The organism is Rummeliibacillus pycnus (assembly GCF_050459865.1).
Classification (GTDB): Bacteria; Bacillota; Bacilli; order Bacillales_A; family Planococcaceae; genus Rummeliibacillus; species Rummeliibacillus pycnus_B.
Genome location: NZ_JBCMNM010000022.1, coordinates 45,977 through 65,795, shown reverse-complemented (window position 1 = coordinate 65,795; position 19,819 = coordinate 45,977). Strand labels below are relative to the sequence as shown.

The following is a 19,819-nucleotide window of genomic DNA, read 5'->3' as shown; positions in this document are numbered from 1 at the left end:
ATGGAAGCAAAAAAATACGGACTTGGTGATATTGTTCAAATGAAAAAGCAACATCCATGTGGAACAAACGAGTGGAAGATTATTCGCATGGGTGCTGATATTCGCATTAAATGCGAGGGCTGTCAGCATAGTGTAATGATCTCGCGCAGAGAATTTGATAAGAAATTGAAGAAAGTATTGGTTTTTGCTAATCCAGTTGAAGAATAGACTTTTACTTAGCGAATCTCTATAATTAACGAGTTGAATAGTAAATAATTTAATATCATTTATTTTTTGAAAGGTTGTGGAAAAAATGGCTTTAACAGCCGGTATCGTAGGTTTACCTAACGTTGGTAAATCAACATTATTTAACGCAATTACAAAAGCAGGAGCTCTTGCAGCAAACTATCCATTCGCAACAATCGACCCTAATGTAGGGATTGTAGAAGTTCCAGATGCACGTTTAGATAAATTAACAGAATTAGTTGAACCGAAAAAAACAGTCCCTACTGCATTTGAGTTCACTGATATCGCTGGCATTGTGAAAGGTGCTAGTAAAGGTGAAGGTCTTGGTAACAAATTCTTAGCGCATATTCGTGAAGTTGATGCCATTACTCAAGTAGTTCGCTGCTTTGAAGATGAAAATATTACACACGTTGATGGCAAAGTTGATCCAATTAGTGATATTGAAGTAATTAACTTAGAACTAATTCTTGCTGACTTAGAATCAGTTGATAAGCGTTACTCAAAAGTTGGAAAATTAGCTCGTCAAAAAGATAAAGAAGCAATGATTGAAGCACCAATTCTTGAAAAGATTAAGGAAGCATTTGCAGATGAAAAGCCAGCTCGCGCTGTTGATTTGTCTGATGATGAAATGAAAGTTATTAAAGGATTAAATTTATTAACTATCAAACCTATGTTATATGTAGCAAACGTTTCTGAAGAAGAAGTTGCAGATGCAGACAACAATAAATATGTACAAGCTGTTCGTGAATTTGCTGCTGCTGAAGCTGCAGAAGTAATTGTTGTTTGTGCAAAAATCGAAGAAGAAATAGCTGAATTAGATGATGAAGAAAAAGCAATGTTCTTAGAAGAGCTTGGCATTGAAGAATCTGGTTTAGATCAATTAATCCGTGCTTCATACAGTTTACTTGGATTAGCTACTTACTTCACTGCAGGCGTGCAAGAAGTAAGAGCATGGACATTCCGTAAAGGGATGAAAGCGCCACAATGTGCAGGAGTTATCCACTCTGACTTCGAACGAGGTTTTATCCGTGCAGAAACTGTTTCTTATGCTGACTTAATGGAACACGGTTCTATGGCAGCAGCGAAAGAAGCAGGCCGAGTACGCCTTGAAGGTAAAGAGTATGTCGTAGAAGATGGCGATATCATGTTATTCCGATTCAACGTTTAAGTTTGATGAATGTAAAGGCAGTCCAAAGAGATTTGGGCTGCCTTTTTAGTGTTTATAAATAAATAATTTAGGAAGATTTGGATCATCTTTAATCAAATAATTATTTGGATATTTTCGAAGTTCGGCATACATCATGAAATCGCCAATAGCTCCGGCAATTAGCCATGCACCTAAGAAGAGCCACAAATCGCTATTGATGATAAAGCCCACCGCAGCAGGGATTACACCTGTTAGCCAAAAAGGAAGTAATAATGCCTTTTTCATTGCTTTATTTGGTAATCGTTCTGTAGTTGTTGCATAAGCAACACCCATTTTCAAATTTACTCCATATTTTAAACTACTGATTGGTACTTTTCCAAAAAGAACAAAGCCTAATAGATGACAACACTCATGTAATACAATCAATAAGACATACAGAATAATGAATAATAGGAAGTCCCAAAGTATTCTCCATAATATTATATGAAATGTAAAGTTATGATGGATTAAAGCGTTAATAAAAAAGAATGCAATCATTAAAAAGACAGTCCAAAACAAATTTAGCCAAGCTACTTTCTGCATATTAATCTCAATAATCTTAATAGGTTCTGAATTATTTTCCACATAATCACCCCATTTTTAGTATAGTGAAAAAAAACATAATTGCCTAGCAAAGTTAGTTGCTAGATATTCCACTTTATGATACAATTCAATGATGTGAGTAGTAATAATTACTAACTCCTTGCCATTTGTTTCAACATTTGGCCAAAGTCCATAAGGAGGTGCTTATACAATGAGAGCATACGAATTAATGTATATTATTCGTCCAAACATCGAAGAAGAAGGTAAAAAAGCTTTAGTTGAACGTTTCAACGAAATCTTAACTTCTAACGGTGCAGAAATCATCGAATCAAAAGAATGGGGCAAACGCCGCCTAGCTTATGAAATCGAAGACTTCCGTGAAGGTTTCTACCAAATCATGAAAGTTAACGCTGATTCAAAAGCAATCGATGAATACACTCGTCTTGCAAATATCAACGAAGATATCATTCGTCATATTGCAGTTCGCGAAGAAGAAAAATAATTTGAACTTTAACTTGAACAAATTGCAGATAAAGGAGGTTGCATTCTGATGATTAACCGTGTCGTACTAGTTGGAAGACTAACAAAAGATCCAGAACTTCGCTATACACCAAGTGGAGTAGCTGTTGCTCGTTTTACACTAGCTGTAAATAGAACGTTTTCTAACCAACAAGGTGAGAAACAAGCGGACTTTATCAACTGCATTGTTTGGCGTAAACAAGCTGAAAACACAGCAAACTTCTTGCGTAAAGGAAGTCTTGCAGGTGTTGAAGGTCGTATTCAAACAGGTAGTTATGAAGGACAAGATGGTAAACGTGTTTACACAACAGAAGTTGTTGCAGACAGCGTTCAGTTTTTAGAACCTCGTGGCGCTGCAGGCGATCGCCCTCAACAAGGACAACAATATGGTGAACAACCATCATACAATGGTGGTCAATCATATGGCGCTCCACAACAGGGTAACTATCAACAACCATCTTATCAACAGAATCAATCACCTAGTCAGCAGAATTATACACGTGTAGATGAAGATCCATTTGCACCAGTTAGCAATGGTGGAGGAAAAGTCGACGTAACAGAAGACGACCTACCATTCTAGGCAAATAGCTTATTGCACGTTATATATTTATTATTAAAAGAGGAGGGGAACTACACAATGGCACCACGTAAAGGAGGCCGCAAACGCCGTAAAGTTTGCTTTTTCACTGCTAATAACATCAAACACATCGATTACAAAGATGTAGATTTATTGAAAAAATTCATCTCTGAACGCGGAAAAATTCTTCCACGCCGTGTGACTGGTACAAGCGCAAAATACCAACGTAAACTTACATCAGCTATCAAAATGGCTCGTGTAATGGCTTTACTACCATTCACTGCAGATGATAAATAGTCATCATTAAAAAGACCGGCATATTGCCGGTCTTTTTTATAGGTATTATTCTAATTAACTATTGTTATTGAAACAATGGGTAAAGATTCTATAAAAATGAATCTATGAAGTGATCAGCAAATCATATTTTGCTGGTCATTTTTTTAAATAATTGCTCTGTTATATGATATTGTTGTTTATTTTGGATTTTTTATACTTGAGCAAAAGGCGATACTCAAGTGATAATTCAAAACAATAATTTATGTAAAATCGTTTCTTTTTAGAAACAGTATGCTTTTTGTTCGATATTGTGAAACATGGTACAATAATAAGATGAAATAGTAGATTGTCTTTATGAAAAGGAAGGTTTTAGATGCCGGAAAATCAGACACGAAGAATTACGCACGGCGCTATGATGGTCGCATTGTTTACGATATTATTAGCCATCTCTACATATATACCTGTGGTAAGTATTGTAACAATCTGGTTTATCTCTTTACCAATAGCTTGGTATAGCGCAAAATACAACCGTAGTTCATCGTTATTAGTTGCAATCGTTAGTATCGTTATTTCACTTTTATTTGGTGGTCTTCTATCACTGCCTGTAGCTATCGTATTTGCCATCATAGGGTTTGTTATGGGTGATGTAATACGTACAAAAAAAAGCAAAATCTATTTATTTATGTCAACAGCATTTACAGTCTTGATTTCCGTTACATTGGAGTACATTATATCGGTTAAATTTTTCAATATCGATATATTGAAGGAAACGATGACAACTCTTCACGAAAGTTATGAAAAGTCAAACGAAATAGTAAGATCAATGACAGGTCAAACTCCAATTTCAACTGAACATTTAACTACTATGTTTAATACAATGCAAATTCTTATGCCGACTATAGTGACACTTGTTGTTTTTTTTATGACATTTATTGTTATTTCGGTGAATTTACCATTATTACGCAGATTCGGATTAGAGGTTCCTAAATTCGCCCCATTCAGAGATTTACGATTACCACGTGCAACTTTGTGGTATTATCTTGTGGTATTAGCATTAAGTTTATTTGTAAAGCCGGATGAAGGAACTTTTATTTATATGGTTGTATTAAATTTATCCTCGATTTTAAGTATATTATTTATGGTACAGGGGATTTCGTTAATTCATTTTTATATGTATCAGCAAGGTTGGCCAAAATGGACCGCAGTTGTTGGTACAATCTTAGCCTTTCCACTAAGCTCATTTGTCACATTGCTTGGCATTGCCGATTTAGGATTCGACATCCGTGGGCTTATTAGTGGCATGACAAGAAAATAGGAGTTGAGATTTATGGGTACTCTTTTTAGAAAACGACCAATACGATATCCTCTTTTAATCCTGTCATTGCTGGGAATAGCGGGCATTGTTATATGCACGATGTGGAATCTAGTAACAGGTATCGTGTATGGTTTTGTCCTTTTACTAGTATTGATTCTTGCTTGGAAAGCTGAATCTGACACATATAAAGAGACGGAGAAACATATTGAAATGCTTTCTTACCGCTTAAAAAAGGTTGGAGAAGAAGCATTATTAGAAATGCCAATCGGTATCGTGTTAATCGATGAGCAGTTTTCGATTGAATGGACCAATCCTCATATGCTCCGTATTCTAGGGACTGATTCGTTGATTGGTGAAGAAATCTTCTCACTATCAGAAGATTTATATAATCTCATTAAACATGAAGAATCGAATGAGCTAAATATTACATTAAAAGATCGTAAATATCGTGCGTTTTATAAGCCGGAAGATAAATTACTATACTTCTTTGATATTACAGAACAAGTAGAAATTGAAGCACTTTACTATGATGATCGTACTGTTATTGCCATTCTTTTCGTTGATAACTATGATGAAATCACGCAAGGAATGGACGATCAAAATCGTAGTCAAACTAACTCACTTGTAACTTCACTCGTTAATAACTGGGGTACAACAAACGGTATTTATTTAAAACGTATCGATTCTGACAGATTTATCGCTGTTATGAATGAATCCATCTTACAAGAACTAGAAAAGAAAAGATTCTCAATACTTGATGATATCCGTGAAATTACAGCTCAACAAAATCTATCGTTAACACTAAGTATTGGAGTTGGAGCAGGGTCACAGTCTTTACTTGAATTAGGAGAGCTTGCACAATCTAGTTTGGACCTTGTCCTTGGACGTGGTGGAGATCAAGTAGCAATCAAACAGCCTAGTGGAAAGGTCAAATTCTACGGTGGTAAAACGAACCCCGTTGAGAAGCGCACAAGAGTACGTGCACGCGTTATTTCACATGCCTTACGTGATTTAATACAAGATAGTGATCAAATCTTTGTAATGGGGCATAAAATGCCTGATATGGATGCTATAGGTGCAGCAATTGGTGTACGTAAAATGGCAGATATGAATGGTATTGATGGTTACGTAGTAATCGATTTTGATAACATTGATAATAGTATCGGTCGTCTAATGCAAGTTGTTAAGGAAAAGTCTGATTTATATAATCGCTTTATTACACCAGAAGTGGCATTTGATAAGATTACAGATAAATCATTGCTGGTTATCGTGGATACACATAAACCAAGTATGACGATAGAGCCAAGGTTACTGAATAAATCAGATAAAGTCGTAGTTATTGACCACCATCGTCGTGGCGAAGAATTTGTCAAAAATCCAATGCTTGTGTATATGGAACCGTATGCCTCTTCAACTGCTGAATTGGTAACTGAGCTATTAGAGTATCAGCCAAAAAATGATAAAATAACAATGTTAGAAGCAACAGCTTTACTAGCCGGTATTATTGTTGATACGAAAAGCTTTACATTACGTACAGGTGCAAGAACTTTTGAAGCTGCATCATATTTACGTACAAATGGAGCAGATACCGTACTTGTACAACGACTTTTAAAAGAAGATATAGGTACGTATATTGAACGTTCTAAAATAGTGCAAACAGCTGAATTTGTCCATAATGGAATCGCTATTGCACGCGGTGATAGTGATAAAATATACAACTCTGTATTAATTGCACAAACGGCAGATATTTTATTAACGATGAAAGATATATCTGCATCTTTCGTAGTTGCACATCGTAATGATGGGACAGTTGGTATTAGTGCACGATCATTAGGTGAGATTAATGTTCAACTTGTGATGGAGGAATTAGGTGGCGGTGGACATTTAACAAATGCTGCATGTCAGTTAGACGTCCAAACAATTGATGAAGCCATCCAAAAACTAAAAATAGCAATAGATGATGTATTAGAAGGGAGTACAGAAGCATGAAAGTAATATTTTTGAAAGACGTTAAAGGTCAAGGTAAAAAAGGTGAAACAAAAGAAGTTTCTGAAGGTTATGCACGTAACGTTTTACTAAAACAAAAAAGTGCTGTTGAAGCAACACCTGCTGAAATGGCAAAATTAAGAGCTCAAAATAAACGTGCTGCTGAAGATGCTGCACAAGAATTAGAAGATGCGAAAGCGTTAAAAGAAACATTAGAAGGTTTAACAGTTGAGTTAACAGCAAAACCTGGTAAAGACGGTCGCTTATTCGGTTCAATCACTTCAAAACAAATCGTAGAACAATTACAAAAAGACCATGGTATTAAAATTGATAAACGAAAAATGGAATTAAAAGATGCTATTCGTACATTAGGAGTAACGAAAGCACCTGTAAAACTTCATCATGAAGTAACTGCTACATTGAAAGTACATGTTGCAGAACAAGCGTAAGGAGAGACATTTATGAACGATCCACAGTTGGACCGCGTTCCGCCTCACAACCAAGAAGCTGAACAATCTATCATCGGGGCAATATTTCTTGAACCACAGGCGCTAATTACTGCTTCAGAAATTTTAATTCCTGAAGACTTTTATCGTTCTGCACATCAGATGATTTTCCAAACAATGTTACGTTTGAGCGATCAGGGAAAAGCAATTGATATCATTACTGTTACAGAGGAGCTATCATCACATAATGAATTAGAAGATGTTGGCGGTATCTCTTACATAACTGAAATTGCGAATGCTGTACCAACAGCAGCCAATGTTGGTTATTATGCTCAAATTGTTTCGGAAAAAGCTACACTCCGCCGACTAATTAGAGTAGCTACGAAAATAGTAGAAGATGGTTACCTGCGAGAAGATGAAGTAGATGCATTGCTTTCTGAAGCTGAGAGTAAAGTGATGGAAGTGGCGAATCGCAAAAATTCCGGTGATTTTAAGCATGTAAAAGATGTTCTTGTTGAGACATATGCCAATATTGAACAATTACAGAATCGCAAAGGTGATATTACTGGTATTCCAACAGGGTTCCGTGACCTGGATCGTTTAACAGCTGGTTTCCAACGCGGAGATTTAATCATTGTTGCTGCCAGACCATCAGTTGGGAAAACAGCCTTTGCATTAAATGTAGCACAAGCAGTTGGTACCCAAACGGAAGAAAATGTAGCTATTTTCTCGCTCGAAATGGGCGCAGAACAACTTGTCATGCGTATGCTCTGTGCAGAAGGTAATATAGATGCACAAGTTTTACGTACAGGTGCTTTAAATTCGGAAGATTGGCGTAAACTAACGATGGCAACGGGGACTTTATCTCGTGCAGGGATTTATATTGACGATGCTGCTGGTGTTCGTGTTAGTGAAATTCGTGCAAAGTGTCGTCGATTAAAACAAGAACGTGGTCTTGGTATGATTCTAATCGATTACCTACAACTTATTCAAGGTAACGGTGGAGCAGGTGCAAATAGACAACAAGAAGTATCCGAAATTTCACGGTCACTTAAGGCATTAGCTCGGGAGTTAGAAGTTCCTGTTATAGCACTGTCTCAATTATCTCGTGGCGTTGAGCAACGTCAAGATAAACGTCCGATGATGAGTGACCTTCGTGAATCTGGAAGTATTGAGCAAGATGCCGATATCGTAGCATTCTTATACCGTGAAGATTATTATGATAAAGAAACAGAAGATGCAAATACAATTGAAATTATTATTGCAAAGCAACGTAATGGCCCAACAGATACTGTAAAATTGGCGTTTAAAAAAGAATTCAACAAATTTGTTAGCGTTGACTGGAGTGCTGAGGCACCAGCAGGAGGCTATTAAACAACAAAACACGAACATTGATGTCTGACGTATATGATATGTTCGTGTTTCTTATTGGTTTTTGTTGACTATACTCGTTTTCGTTGTTACAATAAGTCTGTTTGAATCAGGACACTATGAAAGTGTCTGACGGAGGTGCTGATCATGACATCAGTTGTAGTAGTAGGAACACAATGGGGAGACGAAGGTAAGGGTAAAATTACTGACTTCCTATCTAAAAAGGCAGATGCAATCGCTCGTTATTCTGGTGGCGATAACGCAGGACATACAATTCAATTTGAAGGCGAAACTTATAAACTACATTTAATCCCTTCAGGTATTTTTTATAAAGAAAAAACTTCAGTAATGGGTAACGGTATGGTTATTAACCCTGAATCTTTAGTAAAAGAGCTTAAAGGTTTACAAGATCGAGGAATTGATACTTCTAACTTACGTATCTCAAACCGTGCTCAAGTTATTCTTCCTTACCATATTTATCAAGATAAGGTAGACGAAGAATCTCGCGGAGATGCAAAAATCGGTACTACTTGTAAAGGTATCGGACCTTGCTATACAGATAAAGTTCAACGTATTGGTATCCGTATCGCGGATCTTTTAGACAAAGACGTATTTGAAGAGAAACTTCGTAATAACTTAGAAATCAAAAATCGTTTATTCACTAAATTCTATGAAGTAGAACCTTTAAAATTCGAAGATATCTTCGAATCATTCTATGCATACGGCCAAGAAATCGCTCAATACGTAACAGATACTTCTAAAGTATTAAACGACGTATTAGACGAAGATGGTAAAGTATTATTTGAAGGCGCACAAGGTATTTTACTTGATGTTGACCATGGTACTTACCCATATGTAACTTCATCTAACCCAGTTGCAGGCGGTGTAGCTACAGGTGCTGGCGTAGGCCCATCTGCAGTAACACGTGTAATTGGCGTATCAAAAGCTTATACTTCTCGTGTTGGTGATGGCCCATTCCCAACTGAATTATTTGATGAAGTAGGTCATCAAATTCGTGAAGTTGGTCGTGAATATGGTACAACTACTGGCCGTCCACGTCGTGTAGGTTGGTTTGACTCAGTTGTTGTACGTCATTCTCGCCGTGTATCAGGTATTACAGATTTAGCTCTTAACTCAATTGACGTATTAACAGGTCTAGATACAGTTAAAATCTGTACTGCATATGATTACAATGGTGAAATCATCACTGAATACCCTGCAAACCTTCACATTATTGAAGGCTGCAAACCAATTTATGAAGAACTTCCTGGTTGGACTGAAGATGTTACAGGATGCAAAACACTAGAAGAGCTACCTGAAAATGCACGTAACTATGTAAAACGCGTTAGTGAATTAACAGGTATCCGTATTGCAACATTCTCTGTAGGTCCAGACCGTGAACAAACAAATGTATTAATAGATGTTTGGGAACAAGCATAATTGATAAATTAAATGGAGCAGCTAGCTTTTGCTAGCTGCTTTTTTATGCACTTTTACTTTAGGAAGTTATGCTTAGCACATTTGTTGATGCAAAGCATTATTTGGGTTCATATTAGAAATGATTAAGTCTTACTAAATTGTTAATACTTTCAAATCAACTATAAAACTGATCATATCAACTTTATTCGCCTTTTGAAAAAATTTATGAATAATCTTAGTTGAATTAAAAAGTAGAAAAAAGTCTAAAATAATTTGGATGAATATGTACTTTAGAATGTGTTTATTGATTAAATATGAGTCCTTTTAACCTTAACATTAGGAAATCCTGCTTGTTTACTTTATGTTAAACTTATATAGATTCATTCTTTTTATTGTCGATTAATAGCATATTATTGCCTAGGAAATACTAAACTTTTGGAAAAGCGAAAGATGCGAATAATATTAAAGCATGGTAGAGTTAGTATATAGAATTTAATCTAACAGTAATCAACAACCTATACTGACTGTAAGAAAGGGGAAAAAGACTGTGGATAAAACAATTTTAGTAGTAGATGACGAAAAACCGATTGCAGATATATTACAATTTAATTTAATAAAAGAGGGCTATAAAGTAGTCTGTGCCTATGATGGTGATGAAGCATTAGAAAAGGTAGAGGAGTTAAAACCAGATTTAATGCTTTTAGATATAATGCTGCCAAAACGTGATGGAGTGGAAGTATGCCGTGAAGTGCGCAAAAAATATGATTTACCAATCATTATGCTTACAGCAAAGGATTCAGAAATTGATAAAGTTCTTGGCCTTGAACTTGGTGCTGATGATTATGTGACAAAACCTTTTAGTACACGTGAATTAATCGCCCGTGTTAAAGCCAATATGCGTAGACATCAAACGATTACAACAAATGAAGAAGTAGTAGAAGAAAATAATGATATCGTTATCGGTTCTTTAGTGATTCAACCAGATGCATATCTTGTATTAAAACGTGAGGAAGCCATTGAATTAACTCATCGTGAATTTGAATTACTTCATTATTTAGCAAAACATATTGGTCAAGTAATGACGCGTGAACATTTACTTCAAACGGTTTGGGGATACGACTATTTTGGAGATGTACGAACAGTTGATGTCACCATTCGCCGTTTACGAGAAAAAATTGAAGATAACCCAAGCCATCCTACATGGATCGTCACACGTCGTGGTGTTGGATATTATTTAAGAAATCCTGAACAGGAGTAAAGAATAATGCAAAAGGTTCGTTTTTTTAAATCGGTACAGGTCAAACTTGTACTGATTTATGTGTTGCTCATATTAATTGCGATGCAAATTATTGGGCTATATTTTGCAAGAGGATTAGAAGAAACATTAAAAGATAACTTCGAAACATCCATTACGGATCGTTTAAAGCTTGTAAACTTTAGTGTAAAAGAGGAAATATTAAAAGAGCGAACGGATAAGGACCCAACACTTGAGCAAAGCTTGAAGACTGTATTAACTGGATTGAAATCAGAAGATATTAAGGAAATACAGGTAATAGATGCACGCAACCGGATATTAGCATCATCAGATGTGAGCAATCAATCGATTGTTGGTCAGCGCTCCATGGAACCACTTGTTCTCAAGTCGCTAAGTTCCAAAACGCCAACTGACACAATTGCACTTGACGAAAAGACGAGAAAAAGGGTTTGGGTAGTTGCGACTCCAATAATAAATACGTCTAATGGAAAAGTATTAGGAACAGTATATGTAAAATCAAATATTGAACGAATATTTGAACAGATGAATGAAATTAATCAGATTTTAGCTGTGGGTACTGCATTAGCATTAGCTATTACCATTATTCTAGGGATTTTTATTGCTCGAACAATCACTAAGCCAATTTTAGATATGCGTAGACAAGCACAGGCAATGGCTAAAGGCAATTTCTCTCGTAAAGTTAGAGTTTACGGTAATGATGAAATAGGACAATTAGCAATTGCTTTCAACCATTTAACGAATAGGTTGCAAGAAGCACAGTCTACAACTGAAGGCGAGCGAAGAAAACTAGCTTCAGTTTTAACAAATATGACAGATGGTGTCATTGCAACAGATCGTAAAGGGAAGATTATTTTGATTAACACGCCAGCTCAGAAACTTTTGAATGGCGAACAGGATGAATTAATGGGGAGACCATTAGTTTCTGTTTTAGGATTAGAAGAAGAGCATACATTTGAAGATTTAATTCATATGAAGGATTCTATTAATCTAGATTTCAGTTCTCAGGATCGTCCTTATATTTGGCGTGCTAACTTTTCTGTTATTCAAAAGGAAACGGGCTTTGTTAATGGGGTAATTACTGTATTGCACGATATTACAGAACAAGAGAAGATTGAGATGGAGCGTCGTGAATTTGTATCAAATGTTTCTCATGAATTACGCACACCACTTACAACAATGCGAAGCTATTTAGAAGCGTTAGCAGATGGAGCATGGCAAAACAAAGAGATTGCACCTCAATTTTTAAATGTTACGCAAACAGAGACAGAACGTATGATTCGTCTTGTGAATGATTTACTACAACTTTCACGTATGGATAGCAGAGAGTATGAAATAAATGCAGATATTGTAGATTTTAATAAATTCTTTAATCGTATAATTGACCGTTTTGAAATGTCGAAATCGAAAAACGTTGAATTTCAGCGTATATTACCTAGTACACCATGCTATGTAGAGCTTGATACAGATAAAATCACTCAAGTAATCGATAATATTATCTCTAACGCTTTAAAATATTCACCTGATGGCGGTAATATTCGCTTCGGCATGACAGCAAATGATGGCGTACTGACTGTAATGATTTCGGATGATGGTATGGGGATTCCTAAAGAAAATGTAGAGCGTATTTTTGATCGTTTCTATCGAGTAGATAGAGCGAGAGCACGTTCTATGGGTGGCACGGGCCTTGGTTTAGCTATTTCTCGGGAAATGATTTTGGCGCATAACGGTAAAATTTGGGCGGAAAGTGAAGAAGGAGTCGGAACAACCATTTTCTTCACATTACCTTATGAAGATGAAGAGGCAGGTGAGTGGGATTGAAACATATCGAACAGATAAAATCAGTCTTACTCTTTGTCATGGTGCTATTAAGTATTACATTAACATTTTCAATTTGGACCTATAAGCCAAATTATGACCCAATAGAGAAAACACCGCCTGTTCCTTTTTCCGTTGAAAAGAAACTCCGTCTTGTAGATGTCATTAAACCTTATCGAATGGTTTTTCATGAAAATGGTGAATGGCGTGGAACAGATCGTTATGACGAGATGAAAAGCATTTTGAATCAGATGCAAAGTTGGCAAGTATCAAATCCAGTACTAGTTAGTAATAATATGAATAGTACGAGAGTAAACAGATTGGTAAGTGGAGATAATCAATTTACACTATTCTTCCCTGGAGAAATACCTTACTCAATCTTCCGAAGTCTTTTGCCAACATCTCAGGATAAAGTAATTGATATGTCCTTTAATCAAATGATTGTTGGCTGGAATCAACTTTCAAATACGGAAGAGTTAACCGTGTTATTTGTCAATACAACGAAAAAGCAAGTATATAAAGCGAAAATCCATGTTAATAGTGAATCCATTTTTATGAAGCAAGTTGTAGAACAATCTCATAACTTAGAAGAGTATATGGCATTTACACGAGAGCAAGGAAGTACTATTTATTTACCTGCAAAAGAATCTACTATGGTGAAGTATACGTATCTAATTTCTACGTCATCTATAGAGCGATTTAAGAATGCGTTATTTTTAAATACGAAAATTGTCAAAAACAGTGTAGATGATGCAACTGCGGAAGAGAATTATACAGATGGTGTATCGATGATGACCGTGAATAACAATAAAAGAGTATTAGATTTTGTCAATACAGCAGCTTCAGACCATCCTGATGTATTAGATAAATCAAAGTTAATATTAAATACATTTGATTTTATCAATCAACATGGCGGATGGACTGGTGATTTCCGATACGATTCATTAAATATAGATACTAATAAAGTTGTTTATCAACTTTATATGCAGGATTATCCTGTATATGCTGATTCACTCGTAACTTCTACACAGATTGAAACAATATGGGGTAACAATGATATTGCCCGCTATATTCGTCCTTATTATAAATTGGTATCAGTTCCTGAAAATGAAGCCTTAACGATCATGAATGGACAAGGTGTTGTAGCGGAGTTAATGAAATCTAATATAGTAGACTTCAATGACATTGAAGAAATTCGTGCAGGTTATTTTGTAACAAAAAATGATCGACCAAATGTATTCATCCTTAAACCAACGTGGTTCTATTTAATCAATGGTAAGTGGACAGCTTTATCGCCTACTAATATTGGAGGTGACCAAGTTGGATTGGAATAAAACGAAAACTATTTTCATCATTGTTTTTTCGATATTAAATGTTTTCCTTTATACGATGTATGTGAAAAATTACAATGAAGATAAGGAAGTCCAACTTCTTGGTGGTGATACGGATATCTCCACACGTTTAAAGGATGAGAATATTACCGTTAAAAGCCAGCCTGTAGAAGGAGAAAATGTATCGTATATTTCAGGTAAGATTAAACAATTTACTCCAAATGAATTGTCTTATCTACCAAATCAACATATTCAAATTCCAAACGGCACAGTAATAAAATCAAAAATTACTAATCCATCACCATTGACAGAAATTACAGAAGACACATTGACCCAGTTCGTTGAGAAAAATCTTTATAAAGGTAGTTCTTATAAGTTATGGAAGATTGATATGGATGAAAAACAAGCAATTTTCTTCCAAAGTTCTGAAAACCGTATGATTTACTACAATCAAAATGCCGAGATTATACTTCATTGGAATGATGATTTAGAAATTACTCGCTATGAGCAGACGATGTTTGACTCATTAAAAAGCTTTGGCGAAAAATATACGCTCTTTTCATCGCAACAGGCCATCAAGGCTGTTTTTGATCAAGGCTATTTAACTGCCAATTCAACCATTACGAAAACACAGCTTGGATATTCTACACTTGTACTATTAACAGAAACACAAGTGTTGTCGCCTACCTGGTATATTCATGTCGTATTTCCGAAAGACGAAAATGGTGAAAAGAAAGAAGCAGATTACTTTGTTAATGCGGTAGATAATTCAATTGTAGATATCGAGCAAAATGCAAAAGAAAAAGAATTAGAAAAGCAGTAAGGAGTCTTTACGATGCAGTTCAGTGTATTAGCCAGTGGTAGTACGGGCAACTCCATATATGTAGAAAGCGGAGAACATTCTTTTATCGTGGATGCAGGATTAACAGGTAAAAAAATGGAGCAGCTATTTGATAAAGTTGACCGTGATATAAAAAAACTAAGTGGTATTCTAGTTACACACGAGCATTCTGACCATATTAAAGGTGTTGGTGTACTAGCTAGAAAATATAACATTCCTGTTTTTGCAAATGAGAAAACATGGCATGCCATGGATGGTTTAGTTGGTGACATTCCTGTCGAACAACGATTTCAATTTGATATGGAAACCATTAAAACGTTCGGCTCTTTAGATATCGAGTCATTTGCGGTATCTCATGATGCTGTAGATCCAATGTTCTATTGTTTTCACGAAAACGGTCAAAAGCTTGTTGTTATTACAGATACAGGCTATGTGAGTGATCGTATGAAAGGAATTATTAAAGGTGCAGACTCATTTGTCTTTGAAAGCAATCATGATGTCGGTATGCTACAAATGGGACGATATCCTTGGTCTATTAAACGCCGTATCTTAAGTGATCTTGGCCATGTAAGTAACGAAGATGCAGCTGTTGCCATGAGCGAAGTGGTGGAACAAAAACCAACTCGTATATATCTTTCCCATTTGAGTAAAGATAATAATATGAAGGATTTAGCTAGAATGAGCGTTTCACAAACTTTACAGTCATGTGGTATTATGCCCGGCGAATTTGTAAACTTGTATGATACAGATGCAAATGAGCCAACAGAACTAGTCACTATATAAAATAATTCTCCCCCATTTTTGGGGTTTTTTTATGCGTAAATGGGGAAATTAAGATAAGTAACAAAAACATTCTTTATAATTTTGAACTGATTTTTAATTTATTTTCATCTGATTTTAATCTTTGTAGGTTAAAGTATAAGTAACAAAACAGAAGAACACAGAAAGGAAGAGCATAATGGGATATTACGATAATGATGAAACAAAAAGTCGCAGAAAAGGTGGCAATAAATCCGGCTATTTCTTTAGTGGAGTGGTTGGCGTGATTGTTGGTGCATTACTTGTTTGGCTCTTGCTACCATCTATGGTAGGTTATTTGCCAAATAGTTCAAATGTGAATACGGCAATAAACAAAACAACAACACCACAACTATCAACATCAATTAACACTGATGTAACAGATGCAGTGGAAAAAACAAAGGATGCAGTTGTAGGAATTACAAACATTCAAGAAACTCAAAATGATTTATGGAGTACGTTCCCATTCCAAGATGGAGGTAGTAGTAATTCTTCCAATAAAAAAGGTAAAAAAGAAGCAGTTGGCAGTGGTTCAGGTGTTATCTATAAAAAAGTAGGTGACACAGCATACATCGTGACAAATAATCACGTAGTAGAGGGAGCTAAACAACTAGAAGTAACATTTTCAGATGGTTCAAAAGAAGAAGCAAAACTAGTTGGTAAAGATATATGGACAGACTTAGCTGTCATTTCAATTCCAAGCAATAAAGTAAAAACTGTCGCAACATTTGGTGACTCAGATAAACTAAAACAAGGTGAATCAGTCATTGCAATTGGTAATCCACTAGGCATGGATTTCTACGGATCTGTAACGACCGGCGTTATTTCAGGAACAGACCGTACAGTGCCAGTTGATTTAAATGAAGATGGTACTGAAGATTGGCAATCTGAAGTATTACAAACAGATGCAGCCATTAACCCAGGTAACAGTGGTGGAGCTCTAATCAACCTAGCAGGACAAGTAATCGGCATTAACTCAATGAAAATTGCCGAATCTACAATAGAAGGATTAGGATTCGCTATTCCAATTAATACAGCAATTCCAGTTATTGATGAATTACAACGAACTGGTAAAGTTGAAAGACCTTCAATGGGAGTTGCACTAATCGACTTAACAGATGTTCCAGTTTATCATCAAAGAAATACACTTAAATTACCAGGAGAAGTAACATCCGGCGTTGTCGTTAGTGAAGTGATAAAAAATTCATCTGCTGCAAAAGCTGGTTTAGAACAATATGATGTCATCGTTGAAATGGATGGCGAAAAAATTGATAATTCAATTGACCTACGCAAAATACTTTATAACAAAAAGCATGTTGGCGATCAAGTAAAAATCAAAGCGTATCGCGGCGGGGAAATAATTGAAAAAACAATCACATTAGCGGATAGTTCAAAAAATCATTAATGTGGATAATTAAAATAACAAGATAAAATAATAAAATATGCACAAGCGAGCAAGGAAAGAGAGCACCGGTCTTTCCTGCTCGCTTTTCATTTGTTACAATGGGTTGTGGATAACAATCGATAAATTGTGCATAAGTCTGTGGAAATCAGAGAAATCGAAAGGATGAAATATTTTGAAAATATATAGCTGTGAAACGCATATAGGACACGCTTTAGACATGTTTGTGGCAACAGAAAAAGAAGTGCCGATAATGGAAAAAATAAACGAGGAAGAAAAGTTATCCACAAATTGTAGTTATTGCGATGAACAAGCGACATATATTGTGGCGAACGAATGAGCGTATACAATATATTGGATTAGCCTGTGGATATGTGCATAACTTTTGTGGATAAATTGTTTGTAAACTGAATGTAAAGGTGGATAACCTGTGGGTATTACGATTATAAGTGTTGGGAAATTAAAAGAAAAGTACTTGAAGATGGGGATCGAGGAATATGCCAAACGCCTTAGCGGCTACACAAAAATTGATCTCATTGAAGTTCCAGACGAAAAAGCACCCGAGCAACTAAGTGAAGCAGAGATGGAAATCGTCAAAAAGAAAGAAGGAGAACGTATTCTTGCCAAGATTGCACCAGACAGTTACGTAATTGCTCTAGCGATCAACGGCAAAATGCGAAGCTCCGAAGAACTATCAAAAGACATCGAAAATCTCATGACATATGGCCACAGCAAAATTGCCTTCGTCATTGGTGGTTCACTAGGATTGCATGATGATGTACTAAATCGTGCGGACGATAAACTATCATTTGGTAAAATGACGTTACCACATCAATTGATGAAGCTTGTTTTGGTAGAGCAAATTTATCGTAGCTATCGGATTATGAAGGGTGAACCGTATCATAAGTAAATGAGGTTTTATTTTCCTTTGACCGAGTTGTTGCCTTACAAATAAAAAGCCATTCCGCTAAAAGTGTTGTGGAATGGCCTTTTTATTCTAATTTTCGTTCTTTGTAGTAAAATCAGGTACGAGCCAATAGATGAGCAATCCGGCAACCGTGGCGTAGGCGATACCATGGGCATATCCAACTCCGATGATAAAGATAATTGCGACGATGACTAAATTTTTCATATTAGCCAGACTAACTTTTTCCTCAATGATGTGACGGATCCCCATTCCTGCAATCATACCAAACAACAAGATACATATGCCGCCCATCACTGCAACTGGAATGGATTGGATAGCAGCTCCAACTTTACCGAACAAGCCAAGAAGAATCGCAAGAACAGCAGCACCTTGAATAATCCTACTTGAAAACTGACGTGTGATGGCTAGAACCCCGAGATTTTCCGCGTAAGTAGTTTGTGCAGGTCCACCGATGAAGCCGGAGATTAATGTTGCAAGGCCATTCCCCCATAGGATGCTTGAAAATCCAGGGTCCTTTGTCACTTCTTTTCCTGTAATCTCATTTAGAACAAACATATGTCCAAGGTCTTCGATGATGGTAACCAAGGCAATCGGCGCCATTCCGAGGATCACAACCCATGTGAATTCCGGCATGACGAAATGTGGAAGAGCAAAGGCAGGTGCTCTGGCGATGGTGTCAAAATCAACAAATCCACGCATAGCAGCATAAGCATACCCTATTGCAAGACCAATTAAGAGCGGGAAGAGGCGGATCATCTTAGTTCCTGCAAGCGTAGCAATAATCGCTGCAAGAAGGCTGACGATAGCGACATCCCATTGGGTAGAAGCCATGTTGGTCACCGCAGTGGTTGCAAGCGAAAGACCGATTATACTTACAACCGGTCCGACGACAACTGCAGGAATTACTTTTCGGACTTTTTCAAAACCGATAACTGAAATGATAATAGATACAATGGCATAAACAATGGAAACGCTGATAAGACCTGCAACTGCTTGACCTGGTGAATTTAACTTCCCCACATACAATGCTAGCGGAGCAATAAAAGCGAAGGATGAACCTAGATACGTAGGAACCTTCCCACGTGTAATAAGATGGAAAATCAAGGTTCCTAAACCGCTGGCAATAAGTGCACTTCCTGGATCAAGACCGGTTAGTGCTGGAACCAAAACTGTTGCACCAAACATTGCTAACAAATGCTGTAAAGATAATGGTATCGCGCGAAAAAAATTTTTCAAACGTGTCCCCCCTTTACTATTGTCTTGCTATATGTTATTTCTCCTATGTAATTTTTAGAATAAAAATTACATAATAATTTGATTTAAAATTCTATGAGAAGTGAAGTAGATATTTCTTAATAGGTAATAAGAAAAACTACCCATGACGAAAGTGATTATGATAGACTTAAAGTAACAAAATTACCAAGTGAAAAAGGCAAATCATAGGAAACTATGAGACGCAAAGCCAAGGGCCTGACCTATGAGAAATATTTCTTGTGGAAGGTAGCCGGTTGCCACAAGGAATCATAGTTCTACTGATCTATGGACCTTGTTTGAGGTTCCTTTTT

At 36.3% G+C, this 19,819-nt stretch carries 20 protein-coding genes and 1 riboswitch; of the genes, 18 read left to right on the top strand and 2 right to left on the bottom strand.

What is annotated here, in order from left to right; genetic code table 11:
* Together ABE048_RS06115 and ychF are read left to right on the top strand one after the other, a co-directional pair.
* Positions 1–207 carry a DUF951 domain-containing protein gene (locus ABE048_RS06115; RefSeq protein ID WP_430309903.1) on the top strand — a complete coding sequence of 69 codons (207 nt, stop codon included), beginning with the start codon at positions 1–3 and terminating at the stop codon, positions 205–207.
* Between the two features lie 85 nt (positions 208–292).
* Positions 293–1,393, top strand: a complete 1,101-nt coding sequence (ychF, locus tag ABE048_RS06110) for a redox-regulated ATPase YchF (RefSeq protein ID WP_430309902.1) — start codon at positions 293–295, stop codon at positions 1,391–1,393.
* 45 nt (positions 1,394–1,438) lie between these two features.
* On the opposite strand, the gene ABE048_RS06105 is transcribed toward ychF, so the two are convergent.
* Positions 1,439–1,996, bottom strand: coding sequence for a DUF3267 domain-containing protein (locus ABE048_RS06105; RefSeq protein WP_430309901.1), 558 nt, complete (start codon positions 1,994–1,996; stop codon positions 1,439–1,441).
* 169 nt (positions 1,997–2,165) lie between these two features.
* On the opposite strand from ABE048_RS06105, the gene rpsF reads away from it, so the two are divergent.
* The 16 genes from rpsF to rlmH all read left to right on the top strand — a co-directional run bounded on the left by rpsF (position 2,166) and on the right by rlmH (position 18,236).
* On the top strand, positions 2,166–2,456 hold the full coding sequence (gene rpsF, locus ABE048_RS06100; RefSeq protein ID WP_430309899.1) for a 30S ribosomal protein S6: 291 nt from the start codon (positions 2,166–2,168) through the stop codon (positions 2,454–2,456).
* Between the two features lie 48 nt (positions 2,457–2,504).
* Positions 2,505–3,053, top strand: a complete 549-nt coding sequence (ssb, locus tag ABE048_RS06095) for a single-stranded DNA-binding protein (protein ID WP_430309898.1) — start codon at positions 2,505–2,507, stop codon at positions 3,051–3,053.
* Positions 3,054–3,110: 57 nt separating this feature from the next.
* Positions 3,111–3,347, top strand: coding sequence for a 30S ribosomal protein S18 (rpsR, locus tag ABE048_RS06090; protein ID WP_430309897.1), 237 nt, complete (start codon positions 3,111–3,113; stop codon positions 3,345–3,347).
* A gap of 352 nt (positions 3,348–3,699) precedes the next feature.
* Positions 3,700–4,641 (top strand): YybS family protein, encoded by a 942-nt coding sequence (locus ABE048_RS06085; protein ID WP_430309895.1) that lies wholly within the window; start codon positions 3,700–3,702, stop codon positions 4,639–4,641.
* 12 nt (positions 4,642–4,653) lie between these two features.
* Positions 4,654–6,630 (top strand): DHH family phosphoesterase, encoded by a 1,977-nt coding sequence (locus tag ABE048_RS06080; RefSeq protein ID WP_430309894.1) that lies wholly within the window; start codon positions 4,654–4,656, stop codon positions 6,628–6,630.
* Positions 6,627–7,076 carry a 50S ribosomal protein L9 gene (gene rplI, locus ABE048_RS06075; protein WP_430309893.1) on the top strand — a complete coding sequence of 150 codons (450 nt, stop codon included), beginning with the start codon at positions 6,627–6,629 and terminating at the stop codon, positions 7,074–7,076. The genes ABE048_RS06080 and rplI overlap by 4 nt, the downstream gene beginning before the upstream one ends.
* Positions 7,077–7,088: 12 nt before the next feature.
* Complete coding sequence (gene dnaB / locus ABE048_RS06070) at positions 7,089–8,447, top strand: replicative DNA helicase (protein WP_430309891.1); 1,359 nt, start codon at positions 7,089–7,091, stop codon at positions 8,445–8,447.
* A gap of 144 nt (positions 8,448–8,591) precedes the next feature.
* The gene (locus ABE048_RS06065) at positions 8,592–9,884 is read left to right on the top strand and encodes an adenylosuccinate synthase (RefSeq protein ID WP_430309890.1); all 1,293 of its coding nucleotides are present in this window, start codon (positions 8,592–8,594) and stop codon (positions 9,882–9,884) included.
* Positions 9,885–10,410: 526 nt separating this feature from the next.
* On the top strand, positions 10,411–11,121 hold the full coding sequence (yycF, locus tag ABE048_RS06060) for a response regulator YycF (protein WP_430309888.1): 711 nt from the start codon (positions 10,411–10,413) through the stop codon (positions 11,119–11,121).
* Between the two features lie 6 nt (positions 11,122–11,127).
* A complete protein-coding gene (gene walK, locus ABE048_RS06055; protein WP_430309887.1) occupies positions 11,128–12,957 on the top strand; it encodes a cell wall metabolism sensor histidine kinase WalK in 1,830 nt (609 codons plus the stop codon).
* Positions 12,948–14,288: a YycH family regulatory protein gene (locus ABE048_RS06050; RefSeq protein WP_430309886.1), complete on the top strand. Its 1,341-nt coding sequence runs from the start codon at positions 12,948–12,950 to the stop codon at positions 14,286–14,288. The genes walK and ABE048_RS06050 overlap by 10 nt, the downstream gene beginning before the upstream one ends.
* Positions 14,275–15,108, top strand: a complete 834-nt coding sequence (locus ABE048_RS06045) for a two-component system regulatory protein YycI (RefSeq protein ID WP_430309885.1) — start codon at positions 14,275–14,277, stop codon at positions 15,106–15,108. Before ABE048_RS06050 ends, ABE048_RS06045 begins: the two co-directional genes overlap by 14 nt.
* Before the next feature lie 12 nt (positions 15,109–15,120).
* A complete protein-coding gene (locus ABE048_RS06040) occupies positions 15,121–15,909 on the top strand; it encodes an MBL fold metallo-hydrolase (RefSeq protein ID WP_430309884.1) in 789 nt (262 codons plus the stop codon).
* 175 nt (positions 15,910–16,084) lie between these two features.
* Positions 16,085–17,329 (top strand): S1C family serine protease, encoded by a 1,245-nt coding sequence (locus tag ABE048_RS06035; protein ID WP_430309882.1) that lies wholly within the window; start codon positions 16,085–16,087, stop codon positions 17,327–17,329.
* A gap of 172 nt (positions 17,330–17,501) precedes the next feature.
* Positions 17,502–17,666, top strand: a complete 165-nt coding sequence (locus tag ABE048_RS06030) for a CxxH/CxxC protein (protein ID WP_430309881.1) — start codon at positions 17,502–17,504, stop codon at positions 17,664–17,666.
* Positions 17,667–17,756: 90 nt separating this feature from the next.
* Positions 17,757–18,236: a 23S rRNA (pseudouridine(1915)-N(3))-methyltransferase RlmH gene (gene rlmH / locus ABE048_RS06025; protein WP_430309879.1), complete on the top strand. Its 480-nt coding sequence runs from the start codon at positions 17,757–17,759 to the stop codon at positions 18,234–18,236.
* Between the two features lie 87 nt (positions 18,237–18,323).
* Here rlmH and ABE048_RS06020 read toward each other — a convergent pair whose 3' ends face one another.
* Complete coding sequence (locus ABE048_RS06020; protein ID WP_430309878.1) at positions 18,324–19,490, bottom strand: uracil-xanthine permease family protein; 1,167 nt, start codon at positions 19,488–19,490, stop codon at positions 18,324–18,326.
* Between the two features lie 185 nt (positions 19,491–19,675).
* A riboswitch (cyclic di-GMP riboswitch) is annotated at positions 19,676–19,770 on the top strand.
* Positions 19,771–19,819 lie beyond the last annotated feature (49 nt).

What these genes read in the sequence shown, in the direction of transcription:
- ABE048_RS06115 (WP_430309903.1), top strand. Translation starts at nt 1, where the DNA reads ATGGAAGCAAAAAAATACGGACTTGGTGATATTGTTCAAATGAAAAAG.
- ABE048_RS06065 (WP_430309890.1), top strand. Translation starts at nt 8,592, where the DNA reads ATGACATCAGTTGTAGTAGTAGGAACACAATGGGGAGACGAAGGTAAG.
- rpsR (WP_430309897.1), top strand. Translation starts at nt 3,111, where the DNA reads ATGGCACCACGTAAAGGAGGCCGCAAACGCCGTAAAGTTTGCTTTTTC.
- ABE048_RS06035 (WP_430309882.1), top strand. Translation starts at nt 16,085, where the DNA reads ATGGGATATTACGATAATGATGAAACAAAAAGTCGCAGAAAAGGTGGC.
- ABE048_RS06080 (WP_430309894.1), top strand. Translation starts at nt 4,654, where the DNA reads ATGGGTACTCTTTTTAGAAAACGACCAATACGATATCCTCTTTTAATC.
- ABE048_RS06040 (WP_430309884.1), top strand. Translation starts at nt 15,121, where the DNA reads ATGCAGTTCAGTGTATTAGCCAGTGGTAGTACGGGCAACTCCATATAT.
- dnaB (WP_430309891.1), top strand. Translation starts at nt 7,089, where the DNA reads ATGAACGATCCACAGTTGGACCGCGTTCCGCCTCACAACCAAGAAGCT.
- ychF (WP_430309902.1), top strand. Translation starts at nt 293, where the DNA reads ATGGCTTTAACAGCCGGTATCGTAGGTTTACCTAACGTTGGTAAATCA.
- rplI (WP_430309893.1), top strand. Translation starts at nt 6,627, where the DNA reads ATGAAAGTAATATTTTTGAAAGACGTTAAAGGTCAAGGTAAAAAAGGT.
- rpsF (WP_430309899.1), top strand. Translation starts at nt 2,166, where the DNA reads ATGAGAGCATACGAATTAATGTATATTATTCGTCCAAACATCGAAGAA.
- ABE048_RS06085 (WP_430309895.1), top strand. Translation starts at nt 3,700, where the DNA reads ATGCCGGAAAATCAGACACGAAGAATTACGCACGGCGCTATGATGGTC.
- walK (WP_430309887.1), top strand. Translation starts at nt 11,128, where the DNA reads ATGCAAAAGGTTCGTTTTTTTAAATCGGTACAGGTCAAACTTGTACTG.
- ssb (WP_430309898.1), top strand. Translation starts at nt 2,505, where the DNA reads ATGATTAACCGTGTCGTACTAGTTGGAAGACTAACAAAAGATCCAGAA.